This is a genomic window from Tistrella arctica (genome assembly GCF_039630945.1).
Classification (GTDB): Bacteria; Pseudomonadota; Alphaproteobacteria; order Tistrellales; family Tistrellaceae; genus Tistrella; species Tistrella bauzanensis.
In genome coordinates this window covers 321,287-342,051 of the sequence record NZ_JBBKTV010000002.1, presented here as the reverse complement: position 1 = coordinate 342,051, position 20,765 = coordinate 321,287, and the positions used below count along the sequence as shown (strand labels likewise).

Sequence of the window (20,765 nt, the reverse complement as noted above, 5' to 3'; positions counted from 1 at the left end):
GGTTCCGGCCTATTTGAACAGGTCGTTGAGGTTGCCGCCGGGAACTGTGGTCTGGGTGGGCGGTGCCACTTCGATCCGCACCGATGCCGGGTCGACGAGAAATTCCGTCGTCGACTGAAGCACCAGCCGGGGAAAGGCCATGACCAGCGCGAGGACGACGGCGTTGATCGCGATGAAGGCGAGCGCGCCGAGATAGATCTCGGATGTCGCAATGCCGGTGCGGGTGTCGCCTGCGCCGAGGCGGCGTCGTGGTGCGACCGAGCGCAGATAGAACAGCGCGAAGCCGAAGGGCGGGGTCAGGAACGAGGTCTGCAGGTTGATCGAAATCAGGATCGCGAACCAGACCAGATCGATGTCGAAGGCCATCGCCGTCGGGATCAGAAGCGGGATCACGATGAAGGCGATTTCGAAGAAGTCGAGAAAGCAGCCGAGGATGAAGATCACCACCATGCAGAAGATGATGAAGCCGATCCGCCCGCCCGGCAGCGACGACAGGATGTCGTGCAGCCAGGCGTCGCCGTCGAGGCCATAGAAGGTCAGGCTGAAGACCCGCGCGCCGATCAGGATGAACATGACGAAGGCCGCGAGGCGGGCGGTGGTCTCCACGGCGTCGATCAGCACCGGGACGGTGAGCCGCCGCTTGATCAGCGCGATCGCCAGCGCGCCGACGGCGCCCATCGATCCGCTCTCGGTGGGCGTCGCGATGCCAAGAAAGATGGTGCCGAGGACGAGGAAGATGAGCCCCAGAGGCGGCACCAGCGCGAACACGGACTGGCGCGCCAGTGGCGTGAGCAGGTGCCCGCCGGTCGCCACGTCGGCAAGCGCGATCGCAAGCACGAAGACGCCGCCGGCGGTTGCCGCGGCAACGAGCCGGGGCTCGTCGCGGAGCCCGGCGAACCCGACATGGTAGAGTGCGATCGCAAGCAGGGTGGCGGCGGCGAACACGCCGATCAGGGCCAGGTAGTCTGCCGGGCGGGTCTGGTTGCCGGCAATGGCGGGCATCAGCCGGGGAAACAGAACCGCCAGCGCCGCGATATAGGCGAGATAGAGCCCGACCATCAGCGCGCCGGGCACGATCGCGCCCAGATAGATGTCGCTCACCGGCTGGCCCAACTGGTCGGCCATCACGATCAGGACGAGCGAGGGCGGAATGATCTGGGAGAGGGTGCCGGAGGCGGTGACCGCGCCGGCCGCCACCGAGGGGCTGTAGCCGTTGCGGAGCATGATCGGCAGCGAGATCAGGCCCATGGTCAGAACCGAGGCGGAGACAACGCCGGTGGTGGCGGCAAGCAGCGTGCCCACCAGGATCACCGCGTAACAGAGACCGCCGCGCAGTTTGCCGAACAGGCGCCCGACGACGTCGAGCAGATCTTCGGCGATGCCGGATTTCTGCAGCACGGCGCCCATCAGGGTGAAGAACGGGATGGCGAGCAGCGTGTCGTTGCTCAGCGTCCCGTATACCCGGTCCGGCAGCGCCTGCAGCAGCGACCAGGACAGTGAGATCGTGTCGGGTGCCAGGTGGGACAGCTCGACGCCGATGGCGAAGAAGAGAAGGCCACCCGCCGCCAGCGTGAACGCGACGGGGTAGCCGAGCAGCAGCAGCCCCATCACCGTGACGAACATGATGGGAGCGATGTTCTCTGCAATCAGCGCAAGCATCGGGCCTCGCAGACGGTGTGAAGGCGTGGGCGCCGGCGCGCGGTCACGGCGCGTCTTCGGGCATCGGACCCTCGACGATCTTGCGGATGATGGTGGCGATGGCCTGCAGCGCCAGGGCCACGAAGCCTGCGAGCACCACGGCACGCATCGGCCAGATAAGCAGGCCGCCGGCGTTCAGGGAGACCTCGTTCTGCGCGAACGAGCGTGCGAAATACGGATAGCTCAGCCAGACCATGACCACGGTGAAGGGAAGCAGCATCACCAGATGGCAGGCGATGTCGATCCAGTGGCGGAGCCTGAGCGGGAAACGGCTGGAGAGGATGTCGATGCGGACATGCTCGTTGCGCTGGAGCGTCCATGCGGCGGCGAACATCACCACCGTCGCGAACAGATACCACTGGAGTTCCAGCATGCCGTTGGAGGACAGGCTGAATGCCTTGCGGGAGATCGCGTTTCCCGCGCTGACGAGCACGGCCGCCAGGGTCATCCAGGCCGAAATCCGGCCGATCACCCGGTTCGACGCATCGATCATCCGTACCACGGCCGGAATGCGCGCATTGGCCATCGCTCAATCCAGCCCGGGCATGCCGACATAGCCGGGCAGCGCCTTCACGCGCGCCACCCAGGCTTTCACATGCGGCGTCGGGTCGAGGCTGAGCCGGGCATCGCCGCAGAGTGCGACATACGGAAAGCAGGCGAGGTCGGCGATGCTGGGTCGGACGACCAGCCATTCCCGACCGGCGAGATGGCTGTCGAGCACGGCGAGCACCCGTGCGCAACGGGCGTTCAGGGCCTGAATGTCGCCATCCTCGCCGATCAGGTGGTAGAGGCGCGCCGGCTGCAGGCTGGCCGCGATCGGAAAGGCCGCGAATGCCAGCCACCGGACCACCTGGGCGGCGTTCGGGGCCTCGGTCGGAAACCAGTCCGGCCCATATTTTCGGGCGAGGTAGACCAGGATCGCCTGACTGTCCGGGATGACCTCGGTGCCGTCTTCCAGCACCGGGATTTCAAGCAGCGGGTTCAGGCGTTCGAAGCCGACACCGATATGGGCATGGTTGACGACATCGATGAAACGCGTCTCCGCCTTCAGCCCGAGCATCGACAGGAGCATGCGGACCTTGTGGCAATTGCCGGAGAGGGGATGGTCGTAGAGGATCATGGGCACCGGCTCCACCAGGGAAAGCGCGCCGCGCGGGAGCAATCGCCCAGGCGGCAGGCGGCCGCTTTCGTTCACGCGTTCAGATGCGGGAATGGCGGCGACCATCCATGTGGACGAATGGCCGCCGGACTAAGCGGGATACCGGGCCAGCGGAAGCCGGCGGTCTAGCGGCCCCGGTTGGCGACGATGAAGTTTTCGGCCGCGAAGTCGTTCACCGAGCCCCAGAGCAGTTGTTCGTCGAGGAATGCCTTCCACGCCGTGTGGACGCGGCCGAAGGTTTCGTCCGTCGCCGACTGGTCGGCGAGGAGCCGGGCGGTGGCGGTCTGCATCGCCGTCATGATTTCCGGCGTCCACGACTTCAACTGCACACCGCTGGCGACCAGGCGGCGCAGCGCGCCGATATTGCGCTGGTCGTATTTGGCGAGCATGTCGGTATAGGATTCAGCGCAGGCGCTTTTCAGGATCTGCTGGAAGGTGGCCGGCAGTGCTGCGAAAGCCTGGCTGTTGGCGAGGAAGCAGAGCGACGCCCCAAGCTCCAGCACACCAGGGCCATAATAGTATTTCGCCACCTTCTGGAAGCCGAGCTTCTCGTCGTCATAGGGGCCGACGAACTCGACGGCGTCGAGGGTGCCGCGCTCCAGCGCCGAATAGAGGTCCGATCCGGGGATCTGCTGGGGCACCGCCCCAAGGGCGGCGTAGATCTGGCCAAGATAGCCGGCGGCACGGATCCGCAGGCCCTTCAGGTCGTCGACGCTCTCGATCGGCTTGCGGAACCAGCCGCCCATCTGGGCGCCGGTGTTGCCGCAGGGGAACTGTACCGCGTTGAACTGGCCGTAAAGCTCGGCCATCAGGTCATAACCGCCGCCATATTGCATCCAGGCCATGTGCTGGCGCGGGGTCATGCCGAACGGCACCCCGGTGTCGAAGACCAGGGCCGGCATCTTGCCGAGATAGTAGAAGCCGGCGGTGATGCCGCATTCGACCGTGCCGGCCTGCACGCCGTCGAGGATGCCCAGCGGCGGCACGATCTCGCCCGCCGCATAGGGCGTGATCTCGAACTGGCCGTCGGTCATGGTGGCGACCCGCTCGGCGATGAAGGCGCCGGCGCCGTACACCGTGTCGAGCACCTGCGGGAAGGAGGACGGCATCCGCCACCGCACCTTGGTTTGTGCCCGGGCGATCGCGGGGGCGGCGAGCGCGCCGCCGGCTGCGGTCGCGGCGAGGGCGCCCTTCAAGACGTCCCGTCGGTGCATGTTCAGCCCTCCGCTCTGGCATATTTGCTTATGAGGCAAATTGTTGCCTTTTGAACAAATCAATGTCAACAGCGATCTCGACCCGATTTAAAGACCTGATCATGTTCGCTTCGAAAGAGGGGGCGCCTGTGGCATGCGGGTGGACAGACAGAGGGTGATACCTCATAGTCGTCGCTCAATAGGCAACACGTTGCCTGTCTCGATGGTCTGATCAGAGAGGCCGTTGCCGCGACTGGGGAGCGAATTTATGGGGGCTGTCGTCGGGTTGCATCTGGCGCCGCGATCCTTCCTGCCAATGAAGGCGCAAGAGGAACTTGTGCTCGTGGCTGGCAGGGGGATCGTCGGCGACCGGTACGAGAAAGGTGAGGGGTTCTATTCCGACCGTCCGGAGGAGGGCCGCCAGGTCACCCTGTTCGAGGTGGAAACGCTGGAGGCGCTGGCGCGCGATCATAAGATCCGCATGACGATGGGCGATCACCGGCGCAACATCACCACCCGGGACGTGCCGCTGAACCATCTGGTCGGGCGCCGGTTCCGGATCGGCGAGGCGCTGCTCGAAGCCACCCGCCTCGCAACGCCGTGCCGGCATATCGAGCAGATCACCGGCCTTGAGGTCTTCACGCCGTTGCTGAACCGCAGCGGTCTTCACGCGAGAATTCTGACCGGCGGCACCGTTCGCATGGGCGACGTCGTGGAGATCCTGACATGAAGCTCATCCATCACGTCACCACGACCGTCGTGGACGTCCGTCGCGAGACGTCGCGGATCACGGTCTATGAACTGGCCGACCCCGATGGCTGGGACCTGCCGCCCTTCACGCCGGGATCTCATATCGACGTGTTCCTGGATGACCGCACAGCGCGCCAGTATTCGCTATGCGGACCGTTCAGCCGCCCGGACCGCTACCGGATCGCGGTTCAGCGGGAGGATGCCGGCCGCGGCGGCTCTCGGGCCATCCATGAGGGCTGGACGCTGGGGACGATCGTGCCGGTCTCGCTGCCCCGCAACACGTTTCATATGGACCATGGTCATATGGGCGACGGCGCCGAACACCGGATCCTGGCGGCGGGCGGCATCGGCATCACGCCGATCATTGCGATGGCCGAGGCCCTTGCCGGCAGTGGTGCAAGCTTCGAGCTTCACTATGCCGCGCGGTCTCCCGAGGAGGCGGCCTTCCGCGATGCGCTTGAGGGCGGGCCGTTTTCCGATCGGGTGACGTTCCATTATAGCGAGGGGCAGCACGGCAAGGGCCATGGCGGCAAGAGGGCCGGCCGGCTCGACCTGTCGGGACTCCTTGCAGCGGCCGCGCCCGGCACGCACAGTTATATCTGCGGGCCGAAGCCGATGATCGACGAGGCCAGGGACTTCGCCGACGCGACCGGCCGCGACGACATCCACCTGGAGCAGTTCGGGGCGCATGCCACGATCACGCCCGGGGCCGAGACGGCCTATACCGTCGATCTGGCCCGCAGCGGCGGCAGTGTCGAGGTCGCCGTCGGACAGACCATGCTGGAAGCCTTGCGTCAGGCCGGGGTCGAGATCGAGGCGTCCTGCCATGCGGGGGTCTGCACGTCCTGCAAGACGCGCTATCTCGCGGGCTCGCCCCTGCACAAGGATCTGGTGATGTCGCCCGCGGACCGGAGGGAATTCGTGACCCCCTGCGTCTCTGAAGTCATGGGCGCCCGCATCGTCCTCGATCTCTAGTTCATCGATATGTCGGCATGTGGGAGCGGACATATCAGGCGGGGTCAATGACCGAGGCAGTCCGGCTTCATCGAAGCCATCCGGATGGGGAGCGTTAAGAGATGACCAGGCACATCTTGCATGTCGACCGGACCGTTCGTCTGGCCGATGCCGCCCATGAAGGGCATAACCGGTGGCATCCGGACATCAGGCCGATGGCATGCGTGCGCGATGGCGACGAAGCCGAAATCCATACCCGGGATTCGTTCGATTGCCAGATCTGCCGGTCGATGACCGGCGCGGATCTTGCCGGCGTCAGCATCGGTCGCGCGCATCCTCTGACCGGTCCGGTTTTCGTCGAAGGGGCGATGCCGGGCGATCTGCTGGCGGTGGATATCCTTGATATCCACGCGCATAACGAGGGGTTCACCGTGATCGCGCCGGGTTTCGGCTTCCTGCGCGACAGGTTCACGGCGCCACATCTCGTTCATTGGCAGATGGCCGACGGCTATGCCACATCGCCGCAGATGCCGGGCGTGCGGATCGAGGGCAATCCCTTCTTCGGCGTGATGGGGCTTGCGCCGTCCAAACCGCTTCTCGCCACCATCCTTGAGCGCGAGCAGCGTTTGCACGACAAGGGCGGCGCCGTCTTTCTGCCCGATCCGGATGGTGCGGTGCCGGCCTTCGACGACGCGCTGCGCACGATCCCGCCCCGCGAGATGGGCGGCAATCTCGATATCAAGCAACTCACCAAAGGGACAACGGTCTATCTGCCGGTCTATGCGGAGGGCGGGCTGTTTTCGGTCGGCGACGCCCATTTCGCTCAAGGGGACGGCGAATCCTGCGGCAGTGCCATCGAGACCTCGGCCATCCTGCATGCCCGTTTCAGGGTGCTGAAAGGCGAGGCGGCGCGTCGGGGGCAGAAGGATGTGTCCTTCGGCAACGAGACCGCGCCGAGGCCCCCGCTTGACCCGTCGACCCGGTTCTATGCGACCACCGGCACCTGCATTCGCGACGACGGAGAGAACCTGTCCGAAGATCTGACGCTGGCCACCCGGAACGCGCTGTTGAACATGGTCGATCATATCTGCGACCGCTATGGCTTCACGCCCGAGAATGCGATCTGCCTCGCCAGCGTCGCGGTCAATCTGAGGATCAGCCAGATCGTCGACGTGCCGAACGTCACGGTCTCGGCGTTTCTGCCGCTCGATATCTTCGACTGAAGCGTCAGATCCGGTTCATATGTCGCCCGGACCTGACAGATGACGGCATGATTATGCCGGCCGCCACCGCCCTGCCAGTTGCAGGGCGGTGGCGATACCGGCAAGGGTCAGGCCAAGAGCGGTGACCGCCGTCCAGCCGCCACGGCTCCAGGCTTCGGTGGCCGCGGCGGAACCACCGGCGCCGCCCAGGAACATGGCGCCCATGAAGATGGTGTTGAGCCGGGCCCGCGCCTCGGGCCGCAGGGCATAGATGATGTGCTGGTTCGACACCAGCGCGCTTTGCACCGCGAAGTCGAGCAGGACGACGCCGGCGATCATGCCGGCCAGATCCGACCACAGCCCGAAGATGGCCCACGACACCAGCGTCAGCACGGCGCCGGTCAGGATGACCGGATGCGGCCCGCGGCGATCGGCGATGCGGCCGGCGATGGGGGCTGCCAGAATACCGACGGCGCCGACCACGCCGAACAGGCCGGCGACATCGGCACCCAGGCCGAATTGCGGTGCCTGAAGACGCAAGGCCAGGATGGTCCAGAAGGCCGAGAAGGCGGCGAACAGCAGGGCCTGGGTGATCGCGGCGCGGCGCAGGGCCGGGAATTCGTGCCACAGATGCAGCAGCGACCGGATCAACCCGCCATAGCCGAGCCCGCCGGCCGGGTGGCTTTTCGGCAGGCGGACCGCCAGCCAGCCGGCCATCCCCAGCGCCAGCGGCACGCCCAGCCAGAACATCGCGCGCCAGCCGGCATGGCTGCCGACGATGCCCGCCACCGTCCGGCTGAGCAGAACCCCGCAGAGCAGCCCCGCCATCACCGTGCCGACCGCGGCGCCGCGCCGTTCCGGCGCCGCCAGATGGGCCGCGAACGGCACGATCTGCTGCGCGGCGGTTGCGGCCACGCCGATTGCCAGCGATGCGATCACGATCAATCCGGCGGTGGGGGCCAGCGCCGCCGCCACCAGAGCCACCGCCAGCCCCAGGAACTGCACGACGATCAACCGCCGCCGCTCGACCAGATCGCCCAGCGGCACCAGCAGGAACAGGCCCAGCGCATAGCCAAGCTGGGTGGCGGTGGGCAGCAGGCCGATGGTGGCGCCCGGAAAGTCGCGTTCCATGATGCCCAGCATCGGCTGGTTGTAATAGATGTTGGCCACCGATACGCCGGCGCCGATCGCCATGGCGAGGCTGAGGCCCCGGCTGAGCCCGGCGGTGGTGGCCGAGGCCGCCGTCCCCGTCGTCGCTGTCGCCCTTGTCGTCTCTGTCGTCCCGGTCATCGTCGTCATCTTCCGCTTCCGGCAGCCATCGCCGCCTGTCGGATGACGATACGATCCTATCGATATAGTCTGTAGTCAGAGCTTCAAATAGGCCGGCATAACGAAAGACGATATGATGAACCTGGGCGACGTCGCGGTTCTGGTAGAGGCGGTTCATGGCGGCAGTCTGGCGGGTGCGGCCAGACGTCTGGGGGTGGCGCCGATGGTGGCGTCGCGGCGGCTGGCGGCGCTGGAAGACGAACTGGGCGTGCGTCTTGTTCACCGGACCACCCGCGCATTGTCGCTGACCACCGCCGGCGAGGCATTCTTTCCCTATGCCGAGGCGATGCTTGAGAACGAAGCCGACGGACGGGCATCGGTGAGACCATCGGATGCCGGCGCGTCGGGTCTGCTGCGGGTCACGGCATCGGTGCCGTTCGGGCGCAAGGTGGTGACGCCGATGATCGCCGGCTTCCTGACCGCCAATCCGGAGGTGCGCGTCGATCTGCTGCTGTCGGACAGCGTGGTCGACATCGTGGCACAGGGCGTCGACCTGGCGCTGCGCATCGCGCCCTTGCGTGACAACACGCTGGTCGCCCGCCGGCTGGCGCCCAATCCGCGCGCGCTCTATGCCGCCCCCGGCTATGTCGCCGCCCATGGCGCGCCGGGCCGGATGGCCGATCTGACCGGGCATGTCTGCCTTGCCCTGACCGATACCAGCCACTGGCAGTTCCAGTGCAATGGCGAGACCACACGCCAGCGGATCACGGGCCGCTTCACCGCCAGCTCGATCGACGCCCTGCACCGGGCCTGCCTCGACGGCATCGGCATCGCCCTGCTCTCGGCCTGGAACACCGCCGATGATGTATCGGCCGGCCGGCTGGTCGCGCTGCCGCTGGCCGATGCCGAGCCCGAGCCCTGGGCGATCTGGGCGGTCTATCCCACCAGCCGGTTCGTGCCACCCAAGGTGCGGCTGTTCGTGGCGGCGCTGGAGCGGCATCTGGCGACGGTGACAGGGCAGGCTGTGCCATGACATCCGTCCGGGATGGCATCCGTCCGGGCCTGCCCATGAAAACGGGGGCCATCGTTGCCGATGGCCCCCGTCTCACGACATCCCCTTCCCCCGAAGCGGATGATCAGCTCCTGTTCCGACGCTCACTGCTTGGCGTTGGCGTCGGCCCAGCTCTTCACCAGCTCGTCATAATTGACGGTCTGGGGCTGTTCCTTCTCGTTCTCGATCTTCATCTGCGGCGCGATGGTGCCGTTCTTCTTCGCCTGTTCGTTCCAGTAGGCGAGATCATGTTCCTCGTTCAGCTTGGGACCGAACTCGCCCTGAACGCCGGCGCGTTCCAGGCGGCTCATCACCTTCTCCTGCTCCTCGCACAGCGAATCCATCGCCGCCTGCGCGGTCTTGGCGCCGGACGAGGCATCGCCGATCGCCTGCCACCAAAGCTGCGCCAGCTTGGGATAATCAGGCACATTGGTGCCGGTGGGGGTCCACTGGACACGGGCCGGCGAGCGATAGAACTCGACCAGACCGCCCAGTTCAGGCGCCCGCTTGGTGAAGCTGTCGTGGCGGACCGAGGAATCGCGGATGAAGGTCAGGCCGACATGGCTCTTCTTCACGTCGACGGTCTTCGAGGTCACGAACTGCGCATAGAGCCAGGCGGCCTTGGCGCGATCGGTTGGGGTGGAGGTCATCAGCGTCCAGGAACCGGTGTCCTGATAGCCGAGCTTCATGCCGTCCTTCCAGTACACGCCATGGGGCGAGGGCGCCATGCGCCATTTCGGCGTGCCGTCCGCGTTCACCACCGGCAGGCCGGGCTTCACCATGTCGGCGGTGAAGGCGGTGTACCAGAAGATCTGCTGGGCGATATGGCCCTGCGCCGGAACCGGGCCGGATTCCGAGAAGGTCATGCCCTGGGCCTCCGGCGGGGCATAGGCGTTCATCCAGTCCAGATATTTCTGGATCGAATAGACCGCGGCCGGGCCGTTGGTGTCGCCGCCACGCGCGACGCAGGAACCGGTCGGCTGGCTGTTGTCGTTGACCCGGATACCCCATTCGTCGACGGGCTTGCCGTTGGGCAGGCCCTTGTCGCCATTGCCGGCCATCGACAGCCAGGCATCGGTGAACCGCCAGCCGAGGGACGGGTCTTTCTTGCCATAATCCATATGGCCATAGACCTTGCGGCCATCCTGCTCGCGCCCGGTGAAGAACTCGGCAATGTCCTCATAGGCCGACCAGTTCACCGGCACGCCCAGCTCGTAGCCATACTTCGCCTTGAAGTCGGCCTTGTTCTTGGCGTCGTTGAACCAGTCATAGCGGAACCAGTAGAGGTTCGCGAACTGCTGGTCGGGCAGTTGATACAGCTTGCCATCCGGCGCGGTGGTGAACGACTTGCCCATGAAGTCGTCGATGTCGAGGCCCGGATTGGTGACGTCCTTGCCTTCGCCCGTCATCCAGTCGGTGAGGTTGCGGACCTGCTTATAGCGCCAATGGGTGCCGATCAGATCCGAGTCGTTGACCCAGGCGTCGTAGAGATTCTGACCCGTCTGCATCTGGGTCTGGATCTTCTCGACGACGTCGCCTTCCTGGATCAGATCGTGGCTGAGCTTGATGCCGGTGATGGCCGTGAAGGCCGGCGCCAGCACCTTGCTTTCATACTCATGGGTGGTGATCGTCTCGGAGACCACCTTGATCTCCATGCCCGCGAACGGCTTGGCCGCGTCGACGAACCACTGCATCTCCTTTTCCTGGTCGGCGCGCGAGAGCACCGACTGATCGCCGATCTCCTTGTCGAGAAAGCTCTTCGCCTCCTCCATCCCGGCCCAGGACGGGCCGGCTGCCAGCAGCAGCGCGAAGGCCGCCGTGGACGCCATAAGATGCTTACGCATGTGGTTCCTCCCTCTTGATCAGCCGCGGACACCAGCAATGGGTGCCCGTCATTGCAGGCAAGGTTTTGGTCGTTGGTTCAGGTCGTCGGTTCAGGTCTGGCACGAACGTCCGGACAGGCGGTCCGGTTGGGGACCGCCGGCACGAAACGAAAGATCTAGACGAAGCGGAAGACCAGGACGGCATACACGGCCGAAATCAGGGTCGCCCACCACAGGCTGGCGCCACCGGCCAGGCCCAGCCACGCCAGGTGGATGAAGGCACTGCCCAGCAGGCTGACGAACAGCCGGTCGCCGCGGGTGGTTTCGAAGCGCAGAACGCCCACCCTGGGGCTGCCGCCCGGCCGGGCGTATTCCCACACCGCCATGCCGGCCAGGAAGGTGGCGATGGCGATGAAGAACAGGGCGGTCGGCCAGGTCCAGGCCATCCACGAGAAGTCGAGGCTCATCCCGGGTGCTCCCTCAGACGCGGCCCAGGGCGAAGCCCTTGGCGATGTAGTTGCGCACGAACCAGATCACCAGCGCGCCGGGGATCAGGGTCAGCACACCGGCGGCGGCCAGCAGGCCCCAATCCATGCCGGATGCCGAAACGGTGCGGGTCATGGTGGCGGCGATCGGCTTGGCATCGACCGTGGTCAAGGTCCGTGCCAGCAGCAGTTCCACCCACGAGAACATGAAGCAGAAGAAGGCGGCGACGCCGATCCCGCTGGAAATCAGCGGCAGGAAGATCCGGCCGAAGAAGCGCGGGAAGGAATAGCCGTCGATATAGGCGGTCTCGTCGATCTCCTTGGGCACCCCCGACATGAAGCCTTCCAGGATCCACACGGCCAGCGGCACGTTGAACAGGCAATGCGCCAGCGCCACGGCGATATGGGTGTCGATCAGCCCGAAGGCCGAATAGAGCTGGAAGAAGGGCAGGGCGAACACCGCCGGCGGCGCCATGCGGTTGGTCAGCAGCCAGAAGAACAGGTGCTTGTCGCCCAGGAAGCGATAGCGCGAGAAGGCATAGGCCGCCGGCAGCGCCACCGACACCGACACCACCATGTTGATCACCACATAGGTGATCGAATTGATGTAGCCCGAATACCACGAGCTGTCGGTGAAGATGATCGTATAATTCCTGAGGGTCGGCTCGTGAGGCCATAAGGTCATGCCGCCGATGATCTCGGCATTGGTCTTGAAGCTCATATTCACGAGCCAGTAGAGTGGCAGCATCAGGAAGATGATGTACAGAACCGGCACGGCCCAGGACCAGCGGGACTTGGTGCCCCGTTTGCGCATGCGGCGGGCGATCTGGTCGTCACGGGCGGTATCGGTGGCCACGGGGGCGGTGGCGGCGCGCGGCATCGGCGTCGTCGTCATGTCACGTCCTCGCGTCGTAATTGGTCATCACGGTGTAGAACACCCATGACAGCAGCAGCACGATCAGGAAGTAGACCAGCGACATCGCGGCGGCGGGGCCAAGGTCGAACTGGCCGATCGCCATCTTCACCAGATCGATCGACATGAAGGTGGTGGAATTGCCGGGGCCGCCGCCGGTGACCACGAAGGGCTCGGTATAGATCATGAAGCTGTCCATGAAGCGCAGCAGCACGGCGATCAGCAGCACCCGGTGCATCTTGGGCAACTGGATGTAGCGGAAAATCGCCCAGCGCGAGGCGCCATCGATCTTGGCCGCCTGATAATAGGCATCGGGGATGGAGACCAGACCGGCATAGCACAGCAGCACCACCAGGCTGGTCCAGTGCCAGACATCCATCACGATGACCGTCACCCAGGCCGAGGTCGGATCCTGGACATAGTTATAGGATATGCCGAGCGCTTCCAGCGTATGGCCCAGCAGGCCGATATCGGTGCGCCCGAAGACCTGCCAGATGGTGCCGACGACGTTCCATGGCACCAGCAGCGGCAGGGCCATCAGCACCAGACAGACCGGAACGCCCCAGCCCTTTTTCGGCATGTTCAGCGCGATGACGATGCCCAGCGGCACCTCGATCGCCAGGATGACCAGCGAGAAGATCAGGTTGCGGACCATCGAGTCCCAGAACCGCTGCGAGTTCAGGATCTCTTCGAACCATTCGGTGCCGGCCCAGAAGAATTCATTGCGGCCGAAGGTGTCCTGGACCGAATAGTTCACCACCGTCATCAGCGGGATCACCGCCGAGAACGCCACCAGCACCAGCACCGGCAGCACCATGAACCAGGCCTTGTTGTTCCAGGTCTTTTCCATGGGGTCAGGCTCCTGTGGCGGCGGGCGGGGTGGCAACCCGCCAACTGTCGGCATAGAGGTTGATGCCCTGCGGGTCGAACAGCACCCGCGGTTCGGCCGGAACTGTGTCGTCCTCCGGCAGCACCGCCGCGATCTCCAGCCCTTCCACCAGGGCACGGACGATGCGGTGGCGGCCGATATCCTCGACCTTGATGATCCGGGCGGGCATGCCGGTGGTGCCCAGGCGGACATATTCGGGGCGCACGCCAAGTTCCAGCACGGCGCCGGCCTTCACGCCCGGCGCGCCGGGCAGACCGATGATCTGGCTGCCCAGATGCGCCACCTGTCCGTTCACCGTCACCGGCATCACGTTCATGCCGGGCGATCCGATGAAATAGCCGACGAAGGTATGGGCCGGGCGTTCGAACAGTTCTTCGGGCGTGCCGATCTGCACGATCTCGCCCTGATACATCACCACCACCTTGTCGGCGAAGGTCAGCGCCTCGGTCTGGTCGTGGGTGACATAGATCATGGTGAAGCCGAAGCGCTTGTGTAGCTGCTTCAACTGGGTGCGCAGCACCCATTTCATATGCGGATCGATCACGGTCAGCGGTTCGTCGAACAGAATCGCGTTCACGTCCGACCGCACCAGACCCCGACCCAGCGAAATCTTCTGCTTCTGATCGGCGGTCAGCCCGCGCGCCTTCCTGGCGGCACCATCGGCCAGGTCGATCATGTCGAGGATTTCACGCACCCGCGTGTCGACCTCGCGTTCCGGAACGCCCCGGTTGCGCAAGGGAAAGGCCAGATTGTCATAGACCGTCATGGTGTCGTAGACGACCGGGAACTGGAACACCTGGGCGATGTTGCGTTCCTCGGTCGACAGATCGGTGACGTCGCGGCCGTCGAACAGGATGCGGCCTTCCGACGGTCGCAGCAGCCCTGAAATAATGTTCAGCAGCGTGGTCTTACCGCAGCCTGAAGGCCCCAGCAGCGCATAGGCGCCGCCATCGTTCCAGCGATGATGCACTTCCTTCAGCGCATAATCGGCATCGGTTTTCGGGGCCGGGCCATAGGCGTGGCGGATATGATCGAGGTCGATACAGGCCATGGGTCTCTCCCTCGCTCAGCCGGCACGGATGTTGACGGCGGGGGCATCAGCGGTGGCCCCGGCTCGGGCATGTCCGCCCACCGCCTGGCCGGCCGCGTCGAAGATCATGATGTGCCGCGGGTCCAGGAACACCTCGATCGGGTCGCCGATCTGATGATCATGGATACCGGGGGCGATCATCACCCAGCGCTCGCCGGCGAAATCGAGATGCACGAAGCTCTCAGACCCGTTGAACTCGGTGACGAAGGCCGTGGCCTGGAAGGCAGCGGCATCCGGGCCGGGGCGCCTGGCCACCAGATGATGCGGTCGAAACCCTGCCGTGTAGCGGCCATCGGCCAGCCCCGACAGGCCAACCGGCAGCCCGAGCGGCTGACCGCTGCGATCGAGGGTGAAGTTCGGCCCGCGTTTGGTGATCGACAGGATGTTGAGCGGCGGGTCCGAAAACGTCTGGGCGGTGATCAGATCGGCCGGGCGGCGGAAGACCTCGATGGTGGGGCCGAACTGGGTGATGCGGCCTTCCGACAGTGTAGCGGTGTTGCCACCCAGCAGCAGAGCCTCGGATGGCTCGGTGGTTGCATAAACGAAAATCGCGCCGGATTCGGCGAAGATCTTCGGCAGTTCGGTCCGAAGCTCTTCGCGCAGCTTGTAGTCCAGATTGGCCAGCGGTTCATCGAGCAGCACCAGACCGGCCTTCTTGACGATCGCGCGGGCAAGGGCCGTCCGCTGCTGCTGGCCGCCCGACAGGCTGAGCGGCGCGCGGTCCAGATAGGGCGTCAGCTTCAGCAGTTCGGCCGCCTGGCGCACCTCGCGGTCGATGGTGGCGCGGTCGGCGCCCGACAGCTTCATCGGCGAGGCGATGTTCTGATACACGGTCAGCATCGGATAGTTGATGAACTGCTGATAGACCATCGCGATATGGCGCTTCTGCACCGGCACGCCGGTCACATTGCTGCCATCGAACCACACCTGGCCCCGGGTGGGGCGGTCGAGCCCGGCCATCAGCCGCATGAGGCTGGTCTTGCCGGCAAGCGTCGGCCCCAGCAGCACGTTCAACGTGCCCCGCTCCAGGGCGAGCGAGACATCCGCGACATGGATGTCGTCCCCCACCTGCTTGCTCACGCCCTTCAGTTCAAGCATCGCGCTGTCCCATCCTCCCGGATCTGCGGTGTCGTCTGGCCATGTCGCCGGCCCCCTGCCATCAACTCGGCCATCACGGCCGCGCAGCCGGCATGTTCGGCGGCGGTCATGTGCAGGCCGTGTTTGGTGCGCCGCCACAGCACGTCATCGGCGGTGCGCGCCCATTCGTGGTCGATCAGATAGCGAAGCTCCGCCTCGGTCATGCCGGCACCGACATGGCGGCCCAGATCCGCCATCGACCGGGCATCGCCCAGGATCATCCGCGCCCGTGTGCCATATTGCCGCACCAGTCTGCGGCCAAGTGTCGCATCCAGGAAGCGGTAATCCGCCAGCAAGGCGCGAACCGCATCGTCATAGCCGGTGGCTGGAAAATCGCCGCCCGGTAGCGGGGCCTCGACGGTCCAGGCCAGCCCGCGGTGGCCCAGAAAACCCTCGATCTTCTCAAGCGCCGATTCCGCCAGCCGCCGATAGGTGGTGATCTTGCCGCCGAAGATGTTGATCAGCGGCGCGCCGCCATCGGGGCCCGCCTCGGCCTTCAGCACATAGTCGCGGGTGGCTTCCTGTGCCTTCGATGCGCCGTCGTCGAACAGCGGCCGCACGCCGGCATAGGTCCAGACGATATCGGCGCGACGCACCGGCTCGGCGAAATATTCACTGGCGGCCGCACACAGATAATCGATCTCGCCTTTGGTGATCGCGATCGTCTGCGGGTCGCCGGTGAAGTCCTGGTCGGTGGTGCCGATCAGGGTGAAGTCGTCTTCATAGGGAATGGCGAAAATGATCCGGCCATCCCGGTTCTGGAAGAAATAGGCGCGGGGGTCATCGAACTTGCGTCGCACCACGATATGGCTGCCCTGAACCAGCCGGACATTGTGCACGTCGTTGCGCGACAATGTTCCGGTGAGCACCTGATCGACCCAGGGACCGGCGGCATTGACCAGCAGGCGGGCGGTCAGCTCGCGGCGATCGGCGGGATCGGTCAGGCTTTGCAGTGTGACGATCCAGTGCCCGGCGTCTCGCCGCGCCGCCACTACCTTCGTGCGGGTGAACACCCGGGCGCCGCGCTCGGCGGCGTCGATGGCGTTCAGCACCACCAGGCGCGCATCGTTCACCCAGCAGTCGGAATATTCGAAAGCAGTTCGGAACAGCGGCTTCAATGGTTTCGCGGCGGGATCGGTTCGAAGATCCAGCGTGCGCGTGGCCGGCAATTGCCGGCGGCCGCCGATATGATCATAGAGGAACAGGCCCAGGCGCAGCAGCCAGCGCGGGCGCAGGCCCTTGTGATGCGGCAGCACGAAACGCATTGGCCAGATGATGTGCGGGGCGTTTCGCCACAGCACCTCACGCTCCATCAGCGCCTCACGTACCAGCCTGAATTCATAGAATTCCAGATAGCGCAGGCCGCCATGGATCAGCTTGGTGGACCCTGACGAGGTGCCGGAGGCGAGGTCGTTCATTTCCGCCAGCGCCACCGAAAACCCACGGCCCACGGCATCGCGGGCAATGCCGCAGCCGTTTATGCCGCCGCCGATGACAAAGATGTCATGGACCGGATCGTCCGCCACCAGTATCCCTCCCCAGGCTTTCGCAATGCAGCATTCTATGTGCTGTTCGAAAGTCTGTAGAGGTTATTGCGAAACAAATACGAATGTCAAACGAAAGAATGCACCCCAACCTCTCCCACGACCCCAAGCCGCCGGTTACGCGCCGCGGCGTATGGTGAACCAGGGATGGGGAAGCTTGCGGGCCGCGCGGCCCGCGGCGTGTTAGCCTGCGGCCGCGAACTGCCCGTCGGCCATGTGCAGCACCTGATCGGCCGTCTCCAGCAGCGCCGGGCGATGGGTGATCACGATCACCGTGGCCTCGCCCTTCAGGGCGGTCAGCATAGTGCGGATGCCGGCCTCGGTCGCTGTATCCAGCGCGCTGGTGGGTTCGTCCAGCAGCAGCAGCCTTGGCCGGCGCAGCAGGGCGCGGGCCAGGGTCACCCGCTGGCGTTCCCCCCCCGACAGGCGGTTGCCGCGATCGCCCAGCGGCGTGTCCAGCCCTTGCGGCAGCCCGGCAAGCACCGGGGTCAGGCCCGCCAGATCCAGCATGCGGATCAGTGTTCCGTCATCGACTGGATGGCGATCGGGGTCTGCCGACCAGATCAGATTGTCGCGCAGGCTGGCATCGGTAAGGAAGGGTTCCTGCGGCACCCAGCCCACCTGCCGCCGCCAGCTTGTGGCCAGCGCCTCGTCGAGCGGCGCGCCATCGATGCTGACCACGCCGCGATCCGGCGGCAGCAGGCCCAGCAGCAGGTCGATCAGCGTGGTCTTGCCGGCGCCGGACGGGCCGACCACGGCGGTGATCCGCCCGGCGGGGAACACGGCGCTGGCGCCGTTCAGCACCATCTGGCCCGCCGCTTCCGCCTCTCCCACCGTTTCTCCATCCATCGCTTCTAGCCCGGCGGCATCGGATCGGGTCGGGATATCGGACCGGGTTGGGGCATCGGGCTGGGCATGGGCATCGGGCCGGTGCGCCAGGAACACGGCGTCCAGTTGCAGGCGCGGCGCATGGTCGGGCACCGGCATGGCCTGCGGCAGATCGGTGGTTGGGTCGGCGGTGCCGTTCAGCCGCCGTTCGGCTGCCTCCAGCGCCACCAGCGCCGGCAGCATATGGGCGACACGCTGGGCGGATTGCTGGAATTCCTGTGCCATCGGCAGCAGCCGGGCGCAGATCACCGCCAGCAGGATCAGTTCCGGTCCCGGCAGTTTCAGCCCCAGCGCGCCGATGATGATCAGCACCGCCATGGCGATGGCGCCCACCGACTGCATCACCATCCGCGTGGTGGCGCTGTCGCGGATGAAGGTCAGCATGCCAAGGCCGGTATCGCGCAGCGCCGACGCCGAATTCCGGGCATGCCGCAGCTCCACCCCCTGGCCCTTGGCGGGCTTCAGGCCATCGAGGAAGTCGCGGACCTCGCGCGCGGCAACGGCATGGCGGGTGCTGAGCATGGTGCCCTGCTGAAAGCTGGCCCTCGACCGGCGCCGCACGACCATGGCGCTGAAGCCGCCGATCAGCAGCGCCGCCAGCGTCAGCGGCGGGCTGATCCAGGCCGCCACCGCGATCTGGGCCACGGCCATCACGGCCAGTGCCGGCAGGCGCAGCAGCATCGTGATGCCGTTGGAAATCCGGTCGACCTCGCCGGTCAGCAGGCCCAGCAGGCGGCCGCGCGGTTCGCGCGCCAGAACCCTCCATGGCGCGCGGGCGGCGGCACCGAACAGGCCGGCGCGCAGATGGGCCGCCATATCGACGCTGAGGTGAAACCCGTGCACCTCACGCGCGCGCAACAACAGGCCGCGCAGCAGGGTGATGCCCACGAACACAACCAGCACCGCGACCAGTGCCTGCGCCGGGCTCAAACCGCCCAGAAGCCGGTCGATCGCCGTCCAGCCGCTGCCGGTTTGGCCGCCGGCCGCGGTCGACGCGCCGTCGGTGCCCGGAAGCTGGATCATGCGCAGCAGCGGCAGCAGCAGCGCCAGGCTCAGGCTCTCCGACACGGCGGCGGCGACCTGAAGAATGGCCAGCCGTGTGATCCGGCCGCGCCCGCCGGCCGCGATCAGGCGGCTCAGCAGGCGGCGGAAGGCGGGGCCTGCGGTCATCGCCGCCATCCGATCCGTCGGCCGATCTGATGGCGGGCATAAGACAGGCCGCGCAGGGCCGGATGCATCCACAGCAGGCCGTCCGGCAGCGTGCTCCGATCCATCAGGGTCGGGTCGTTGAGCTGGCTGATCAACTGGCTGACACGATATCCCGGCCCCGTACGCAGCCGGTGACTGTGCAGGGTCATGCGCAGGGCAAAAGCGCGATCATGGGCCAGGCCGATGACCGAGGCATCCGGATGCGCCAGGGCATCCAGCGCGAAGCCGTCCAACGACGGCACCCGGCGATCGGCGGCGATCCGCGCCGTTTCGGAAGGATCCAGCGGGATCGAGAAGAACCGCACCGCCAGCGACAGGGCGTGGTTCAGGACCGGCAGCACCCCCAGCCTCCGCGCAAGCTCGGCCGCGGCCAACCGGTCGGCGAGCGGAGCCGCTGCCGCGACAGCGGCGAAATCAGCCACCCATTTCAGGCGGAACCAGCCGTGATTGGCGCCGTGCATGGCCAGATAGACCAGTTGCTGAACATCACCAATCACCGGAATGGCGGTGCCGTTCAGGCTGTCCATACGCCGCGCCGCCCACAGCGCCTCGAAGTCGAGCGGCAACAGGCGCGGATTGTCGAAGATGCGCCAGTGACACTCGATCATCGGACCCTGGCCGCGGTCGTGGGCCAGGAAGGCCGCGTCCTTGCGCCAGCGTCGATGATAGGCCAGCCGGGCGGGGCTGAGATCGGGCGCGGGACGGATACGGTAATAGCCATTGGCCGCGATCACCGCTTCGGCATCGTCCAGCCGGGCCGGGTCGACCAGAATATCGAGGTCATTCGACAGCCGCAGTTCCGGCCGTGCCATGAACCGCCGGCCGACCATCGGCCCCTTGATCGACATTGCCCGCAGGCCGGCGGCCTCAAGTGCCGCCATCATCCGTTCCAGCACCGCAAGCTGCGTCGACTGGATGCGCACGGCCAGCATGACCGCGCGCACGAGGTTCCGGCGCAGATCCTCGGGCAGTGCGGCGTCCTGGCGATGCAGCAATGCCGGGGCGGCGAGCGCCTGTATCCGATGACGGCTGAGCAGACGGGCGGTTTCGCCCCAGTCGGCAAGCGGACCGCTGGCATCAAGTGCGATGTCCGGCGCGACCTCGGCAAGAGGGCCACCAACGCCGCGCGCGACCGCCGCTGCCAGGCCGGCCAGTGCCGGACTGATCAGATCATCACCCATCACGGCCTCGCTGCTCACTGCTGTTGTTGCGGCGCACTTTGGCGCAAGCGACGGATCAGAGCAAGCGATGCGGCAGGCATGATGGTGACGACAGGTAATGCCCGACCACGTCTTGACGCCCCAGTGGCCGAGTGGCCGCGTATCCGCGGCCGCTTCGAGAGGATGCCCCCACGGACGGGCACATGTCGGTAATGACAGTGTGTTTCCCGGCGTCGCGCCACCCTTGTCGGAGGCAGGGCAGACCAGGCGTGGATGTTCACAGGCTGCGATCGAGCGAGCAGCCGGACCACGGGCACCTGAGCACAGCCCCGTCGATTCCGGATATCGGCG

Annotated in this window: 18 protein-coding genes; 4 read left to right on the top strand and 14 right to left on the bottom strand. The window is 66.0% G+C overall.

What is annotated here, in order from left to right:
* Positions 1-9 precede the first annotated feature (9 nt).
* The 4 genes from WG924_RS05465 to WG924_RS05450 all read right to left on the bottom strand — a co-directional run bounded on the left by WG924_RS05465 (position 10) and on the right by WG924_RS05450 (position 4,071).
* Entirely contained in the window at positions 10-1,659 is a 1,650-nt protein-coding gene (locus WG924_RS05465; RefSeq protein ID WP_345932005.1) for a TRAP transporter large permease, read from the bottom strand.
* 43 nt (positions 1,660-1,702) lie between these two features.
* Positions 1,703-2,224, bottom strand: a complete 522-nt coding sequence (locus tag WG924_RS05460) for a TRAP transporter small permease subunit (protein ID WP_345932004.1) — start codon at positions 2,222-2,224, stop codon at positions 1,703-1,705.
* Between the two features lie 3 nt (positions 2,225-2,227).
* Positions 2,228-2,818, bottom strand: a complete 591-nt coding sequence (locus tag WG924_RS05455; RefSeq protein WP_345932003.1) for a glutathione S-transferase family protein — start codon at positions 2,816-2,818, stop codon at positions 2,228-2,230.
* 164 nt (positions 2,819-2,982) lie between these two features.
* On the bottom strand, positions 2,983-4,071 hold the full coding sequence (locus WG924_RS05450; protein WP_345932002.1) for a TRAP transporter substrate-binding protein: 1,089 nt from the start codon (positions 4,069-4,071) through the stop codon (positions 2,983-2,985).
* Between the two features lie 247 nt (positions 4,072-4,318).
* On the opposite strand from WG924_RS05450, the gene WG924_RS05445 reads away from it, so the two are divergent.
* The 3 genes from WG924_RS05445 (at position 4,319) to WG924_RS05435 (ending at position 6,977) form a co-directional block, all read left to right on the top strand.
* On the top strand, positions 4,319-4,780 hold the full coding sequence (locus WG924_RS05445; protein ID WP_345932001.1) for an MOSC domain-containing protein: 462 nt from the start codon (positions 4,319-4,321) through the stop codon (positions 4,778-4,780).
* The gene (locus WG924_RS05440) at positions 4,777-5,775 is read left to right on the top strand and encodes a PDR/VanB family oxidoreductase (RefSeq protein WP_345932000.1); all 999 of its coding nucleotides are present in this window, start codon (positions 4,777-4,779) and stop codon (positions 5,773-5,775) included. Before WG924_RS05445 ends, WG924_RS05440 begins: the two co-directional genes overlap by 4 nt.
* 101 nt (positions 5,776-5,876) lie before the next feature.
* A complete protein-coding gene (locus WG924_RS05435; RefSeq protein WP_345931999.1) occupies positions 5,877-6,977 on the top strand; it encodes an acetamidase/formamidase family protein in 1,101 nt (366 codons plus the stop codon).
* 51 nt (positions 6,978-7,028) lie between these two features.
* Here the strand turns inward: WG924_RS05435 and WG924_RS05430 are convergent, their stop codons facing one another.
* The gene (locus WG924_RS05430) at positions 7,029-8,246 is read right to left on the bottom strand and encodes an MFS transporter (RefSeq protein WP_372044718.1); all 1,218 of its coding nucleotides are present in this window, start codon (positions 8,244-8,246) and stop codon (positions 7,029-7,031) included.
* Positions 8,247-8,361: 115 nt separating this feature from the next.
* Between WG924_RS05430 and WG924_RS05425 the strand changes: the two genes are divergently transcribed.
* Positions 8,362-9,258: a LysR family transcriptional regulator gene (locus tag WG924_RS05425; protein ID WP_345931998.1), complete on the top strand. Its 897-nt coding sequence runs from the start codon at positions 8,362-8,364 to the stop codon at positions 9,256-9,258.
* Positions 9,259-9,380: 122 nt separating this feature from the next.
* On the opposite strand, the gene WG924_RS05420 is transcribed toward WG924_RS05425, so the two are convergent.
* The 9 genes from WG924_RS05420 to WG924_RS05380 form a co-directional block, all read right to left on the bottom strand.
* Entirely contained in the window at positions 9,381-11,120 is a 1,740-nt protein-coding gene (locus WG924_RS05420) for an ABC transporter substrate-binding protein (RefSeq protein ID WP_345931997.1), read from the bottom strand.
* A 155-nt stretch (positions 11,121-11,275) separates the two neighbouring features.
* The gene (locus WG924_RS05415) at positions 11,276-11,566 is read right to left on the bottom strand and encodes a DUF2160 domain-containing protein (protein ID WP_345931996.1); all 291 of its coding nucleotides are present in this window, start codon (positions 11,564-11,566) and stop codon (positions 11,276-11,278) included.
* 13 nt (positions 11,567-11,579) lie between these two features.
* Positions 11,580-12,464: a carbohydrate ABC transporter permease gene (locus tag WG924_RS05410; protein ID WP_345932262.1), complete on the bottom strand. Its 885-nt coding sequence runs from the start codon at positions 12,462-12,464 to the stop codon at positions 11,580-11,582.
* 16 nt (positions 12,465-12,480) lie between these two features.
* Positions 12,481-13,347, bottom strand: coding sequence for a carbohydrate ABC transporter permease (locus tag WG924_RS05405; protein ID WP_345931995.1), 867 nt, complete (start codon positions 13,345-13,347; stop codon positions 12,481-12,483).
* A 4-nt stretch (positions 13,348-13,351) separates the two neighbouring features.
* Positions 13,352-14,437 carry an ABC transporter ATP-binding protein gene (locus WG924_RS05400; protein ID WP_345931994.1) on the bottom strand — a complete coding sequence of 362 codons (1,086 nt, stop codon included), beginning with the start codon at positions 14,435-14,437 and terminating at the stop codon, positions 13,352-13,354.
* A gap of 15 nt (positions 14,438-14,452) precedes the next feature.
* Positions 14,453-15,574: an ABC transporter ATP-binding protein gene (locus WG924_RS05395; RefSeq protein WP_345931993.1), complete on the bottom strand. Its 1,122-nt coding sequence runs from the start codon at positions 15,572-15,574 to the stop codon at positions 14,453-14,455.
* Entirely contained in the window at positions 15,562-17,139 is a 1,578-nt protein-coding gene (glpD, locus tag WG924_RS05390) for a glycerol-3-phosphate dehydrogenase (RefSeq protein ID WP_345931992.1), read from the bottom strand. Before glpD ends, WG924_RS05395 begins: the two co-directional genes overlap by 13 nt.
* A gap of 201 nt (positions 17,140-17,340) precedes the next feature.
* Positions 17,341-19,215: an ATP-binding cassette domain-containing protein gene (locus WG924_RS05385; RefSeq protein WP_345931991.1), complete on the bottom strand. Its 1,875-nt coding sequence runs from the start codon at positions 19,213-19,215 to the stop codon at positions 17,341-17,343.
* Complete coding sequence (locus tag WG924_RS05380; RefSeq protein ID WP_345931990.1) at positions 19,212-20,435, bottom strand: nucleotidyltransferase family protein; 1,224 nt, start codon at positions 20,433-20,435, stop codon at positions 19,212-19,214. Before WG924_RS05380 ends, WG924_RS05385 begins: the two co-directional genes overlap by 4 nt.
* Between the last annotated feature and the right edge of the window lie 330 nt (positions 20,436-20,765).

Excerpts from the sequence above, each read along its gene's own strand:
- WG924_RS05465 (WP_345932005.1), bottom strand. The coding sequence starts at position 1,659 with ATGCTTGCGCTGATTGCAGAGAACATCGCTCCCATCATGTTCGTCACG.
- WG924_RS05460 (WP_345932004.1), bottom strand. The coding sequence starts at position 2,224 with ATGGCCAATGCGCGCATTCCGGCCGTGGTACGGATGATCGATGCGTCG.
- WG924_RS05455 (WP_345932003.1), bottom strand. The coding sequence starts at position 2,818 with ATGATCCTCTACGACCATCCCCTCTCCGGCAATTGCCACAAGGTCCGC.
- WG924_RS05450 (WP_345932002.1), bottom strand. The coding sequence starts at position 4,071 with ATGCACCGACGGGACGTCTTGAAGGGCGCCCTCGCCGCGACCGCAGCC.
- WG924_RS05445 (WP_345932001.1), top strand. The coding sequence starts at position 4,319 with ATGGGGGCTGTCGTCGGGTTGCATCTGGCGCCGCGATCCTTCCTGCCA.
- WG924_RS05440 (WP_345932000.1), top strand. The coding sequence starts at position 4,777 with ATGAAGCTCATCCATCACGTCACCACGACCGTCGTGGACGTCCGTCGC.
- WG924_RS05435 (WP_345931999.1), top strand. The coding sequence starts at position 5,877 with ATGACCAGGCACATCTTGCATGTCGACCGGACCGTTCGTCTGGCCGAT.
- WG924_RS05430 (WP_372044718.1), bottom strand. The coding sequence starts at position 8,246 with ATGACCGGGACGACAGAGACGACAAGGGCGACAGCGACGACGGGGACG.
- WG924_RS05425 (WP_345931998.1), top strand. The coding sequence starts at position 8,362 with ATGAACCTGGGCGACGTCGCGGTTCTGGTAGAGGCGGTTCATGGCGGC.
- WG924_RS05420 (WP_345931997.1), bottom strand. The coding sequence starts at position 11,120 with ATGCGTAAGCATCTTATGGCGTCCACGGCGGCCTTCGCGCTGCTGCTG.
- WG924_RS05415 (WP_345931996.1), bottom strand. The coding sequence starts at position 11,566 with ATGAGCCTCGACTTCTCGTGGATGGCCTGGACCTGGCCGACCGCCCTG.
- WG924_RS05410 (WP_345932262.1), bottom strand. The coding sequence starts at position 12,464 with ATGCCGCGCGCCGCCACCGCCCCCGTGGCCACCGATACCGCCCGTGAC.
- WG924_RS05405 (WP_345931995.1), bottom strand. The coding sequence starts at position 13,347 with ATGGAAAAGACCTGGAACAACAAGGCCTGGTTCATGGTGCTGCCGGTG.
- WG924_RS05400 (WP_345931994.1), bottom strand. The coding sequence starts at position 14,437 with ATGGCCTGTATCGACCTCGATCATATCCGCCACGCCTATGGCCCGGCC.
- WG924_RS05395 (WP_345931993.1), bottom strand. The coding sequence starts at position 15,574 with ATGCTTGAACTGAAGGGCGTGAGCAAGCAGGTGGGGGACGACATCCAT.
- WG924_RS05385 (WP_345931991.1), bottom strand. The coding sequence starts at position 19,215 with ATGACCGCAGGCCCCGCCTTCCGCCGCCTGCTGAGCCGCCTGATCGCG.
- WG924_RS05380 (WP_345931990.1), bottom strand. The coding sequence starts at position 20,435 with ATGGGTGATGATCTGATCAGTCCGGCACTGGCCGGCCTGGCAGCGGCG.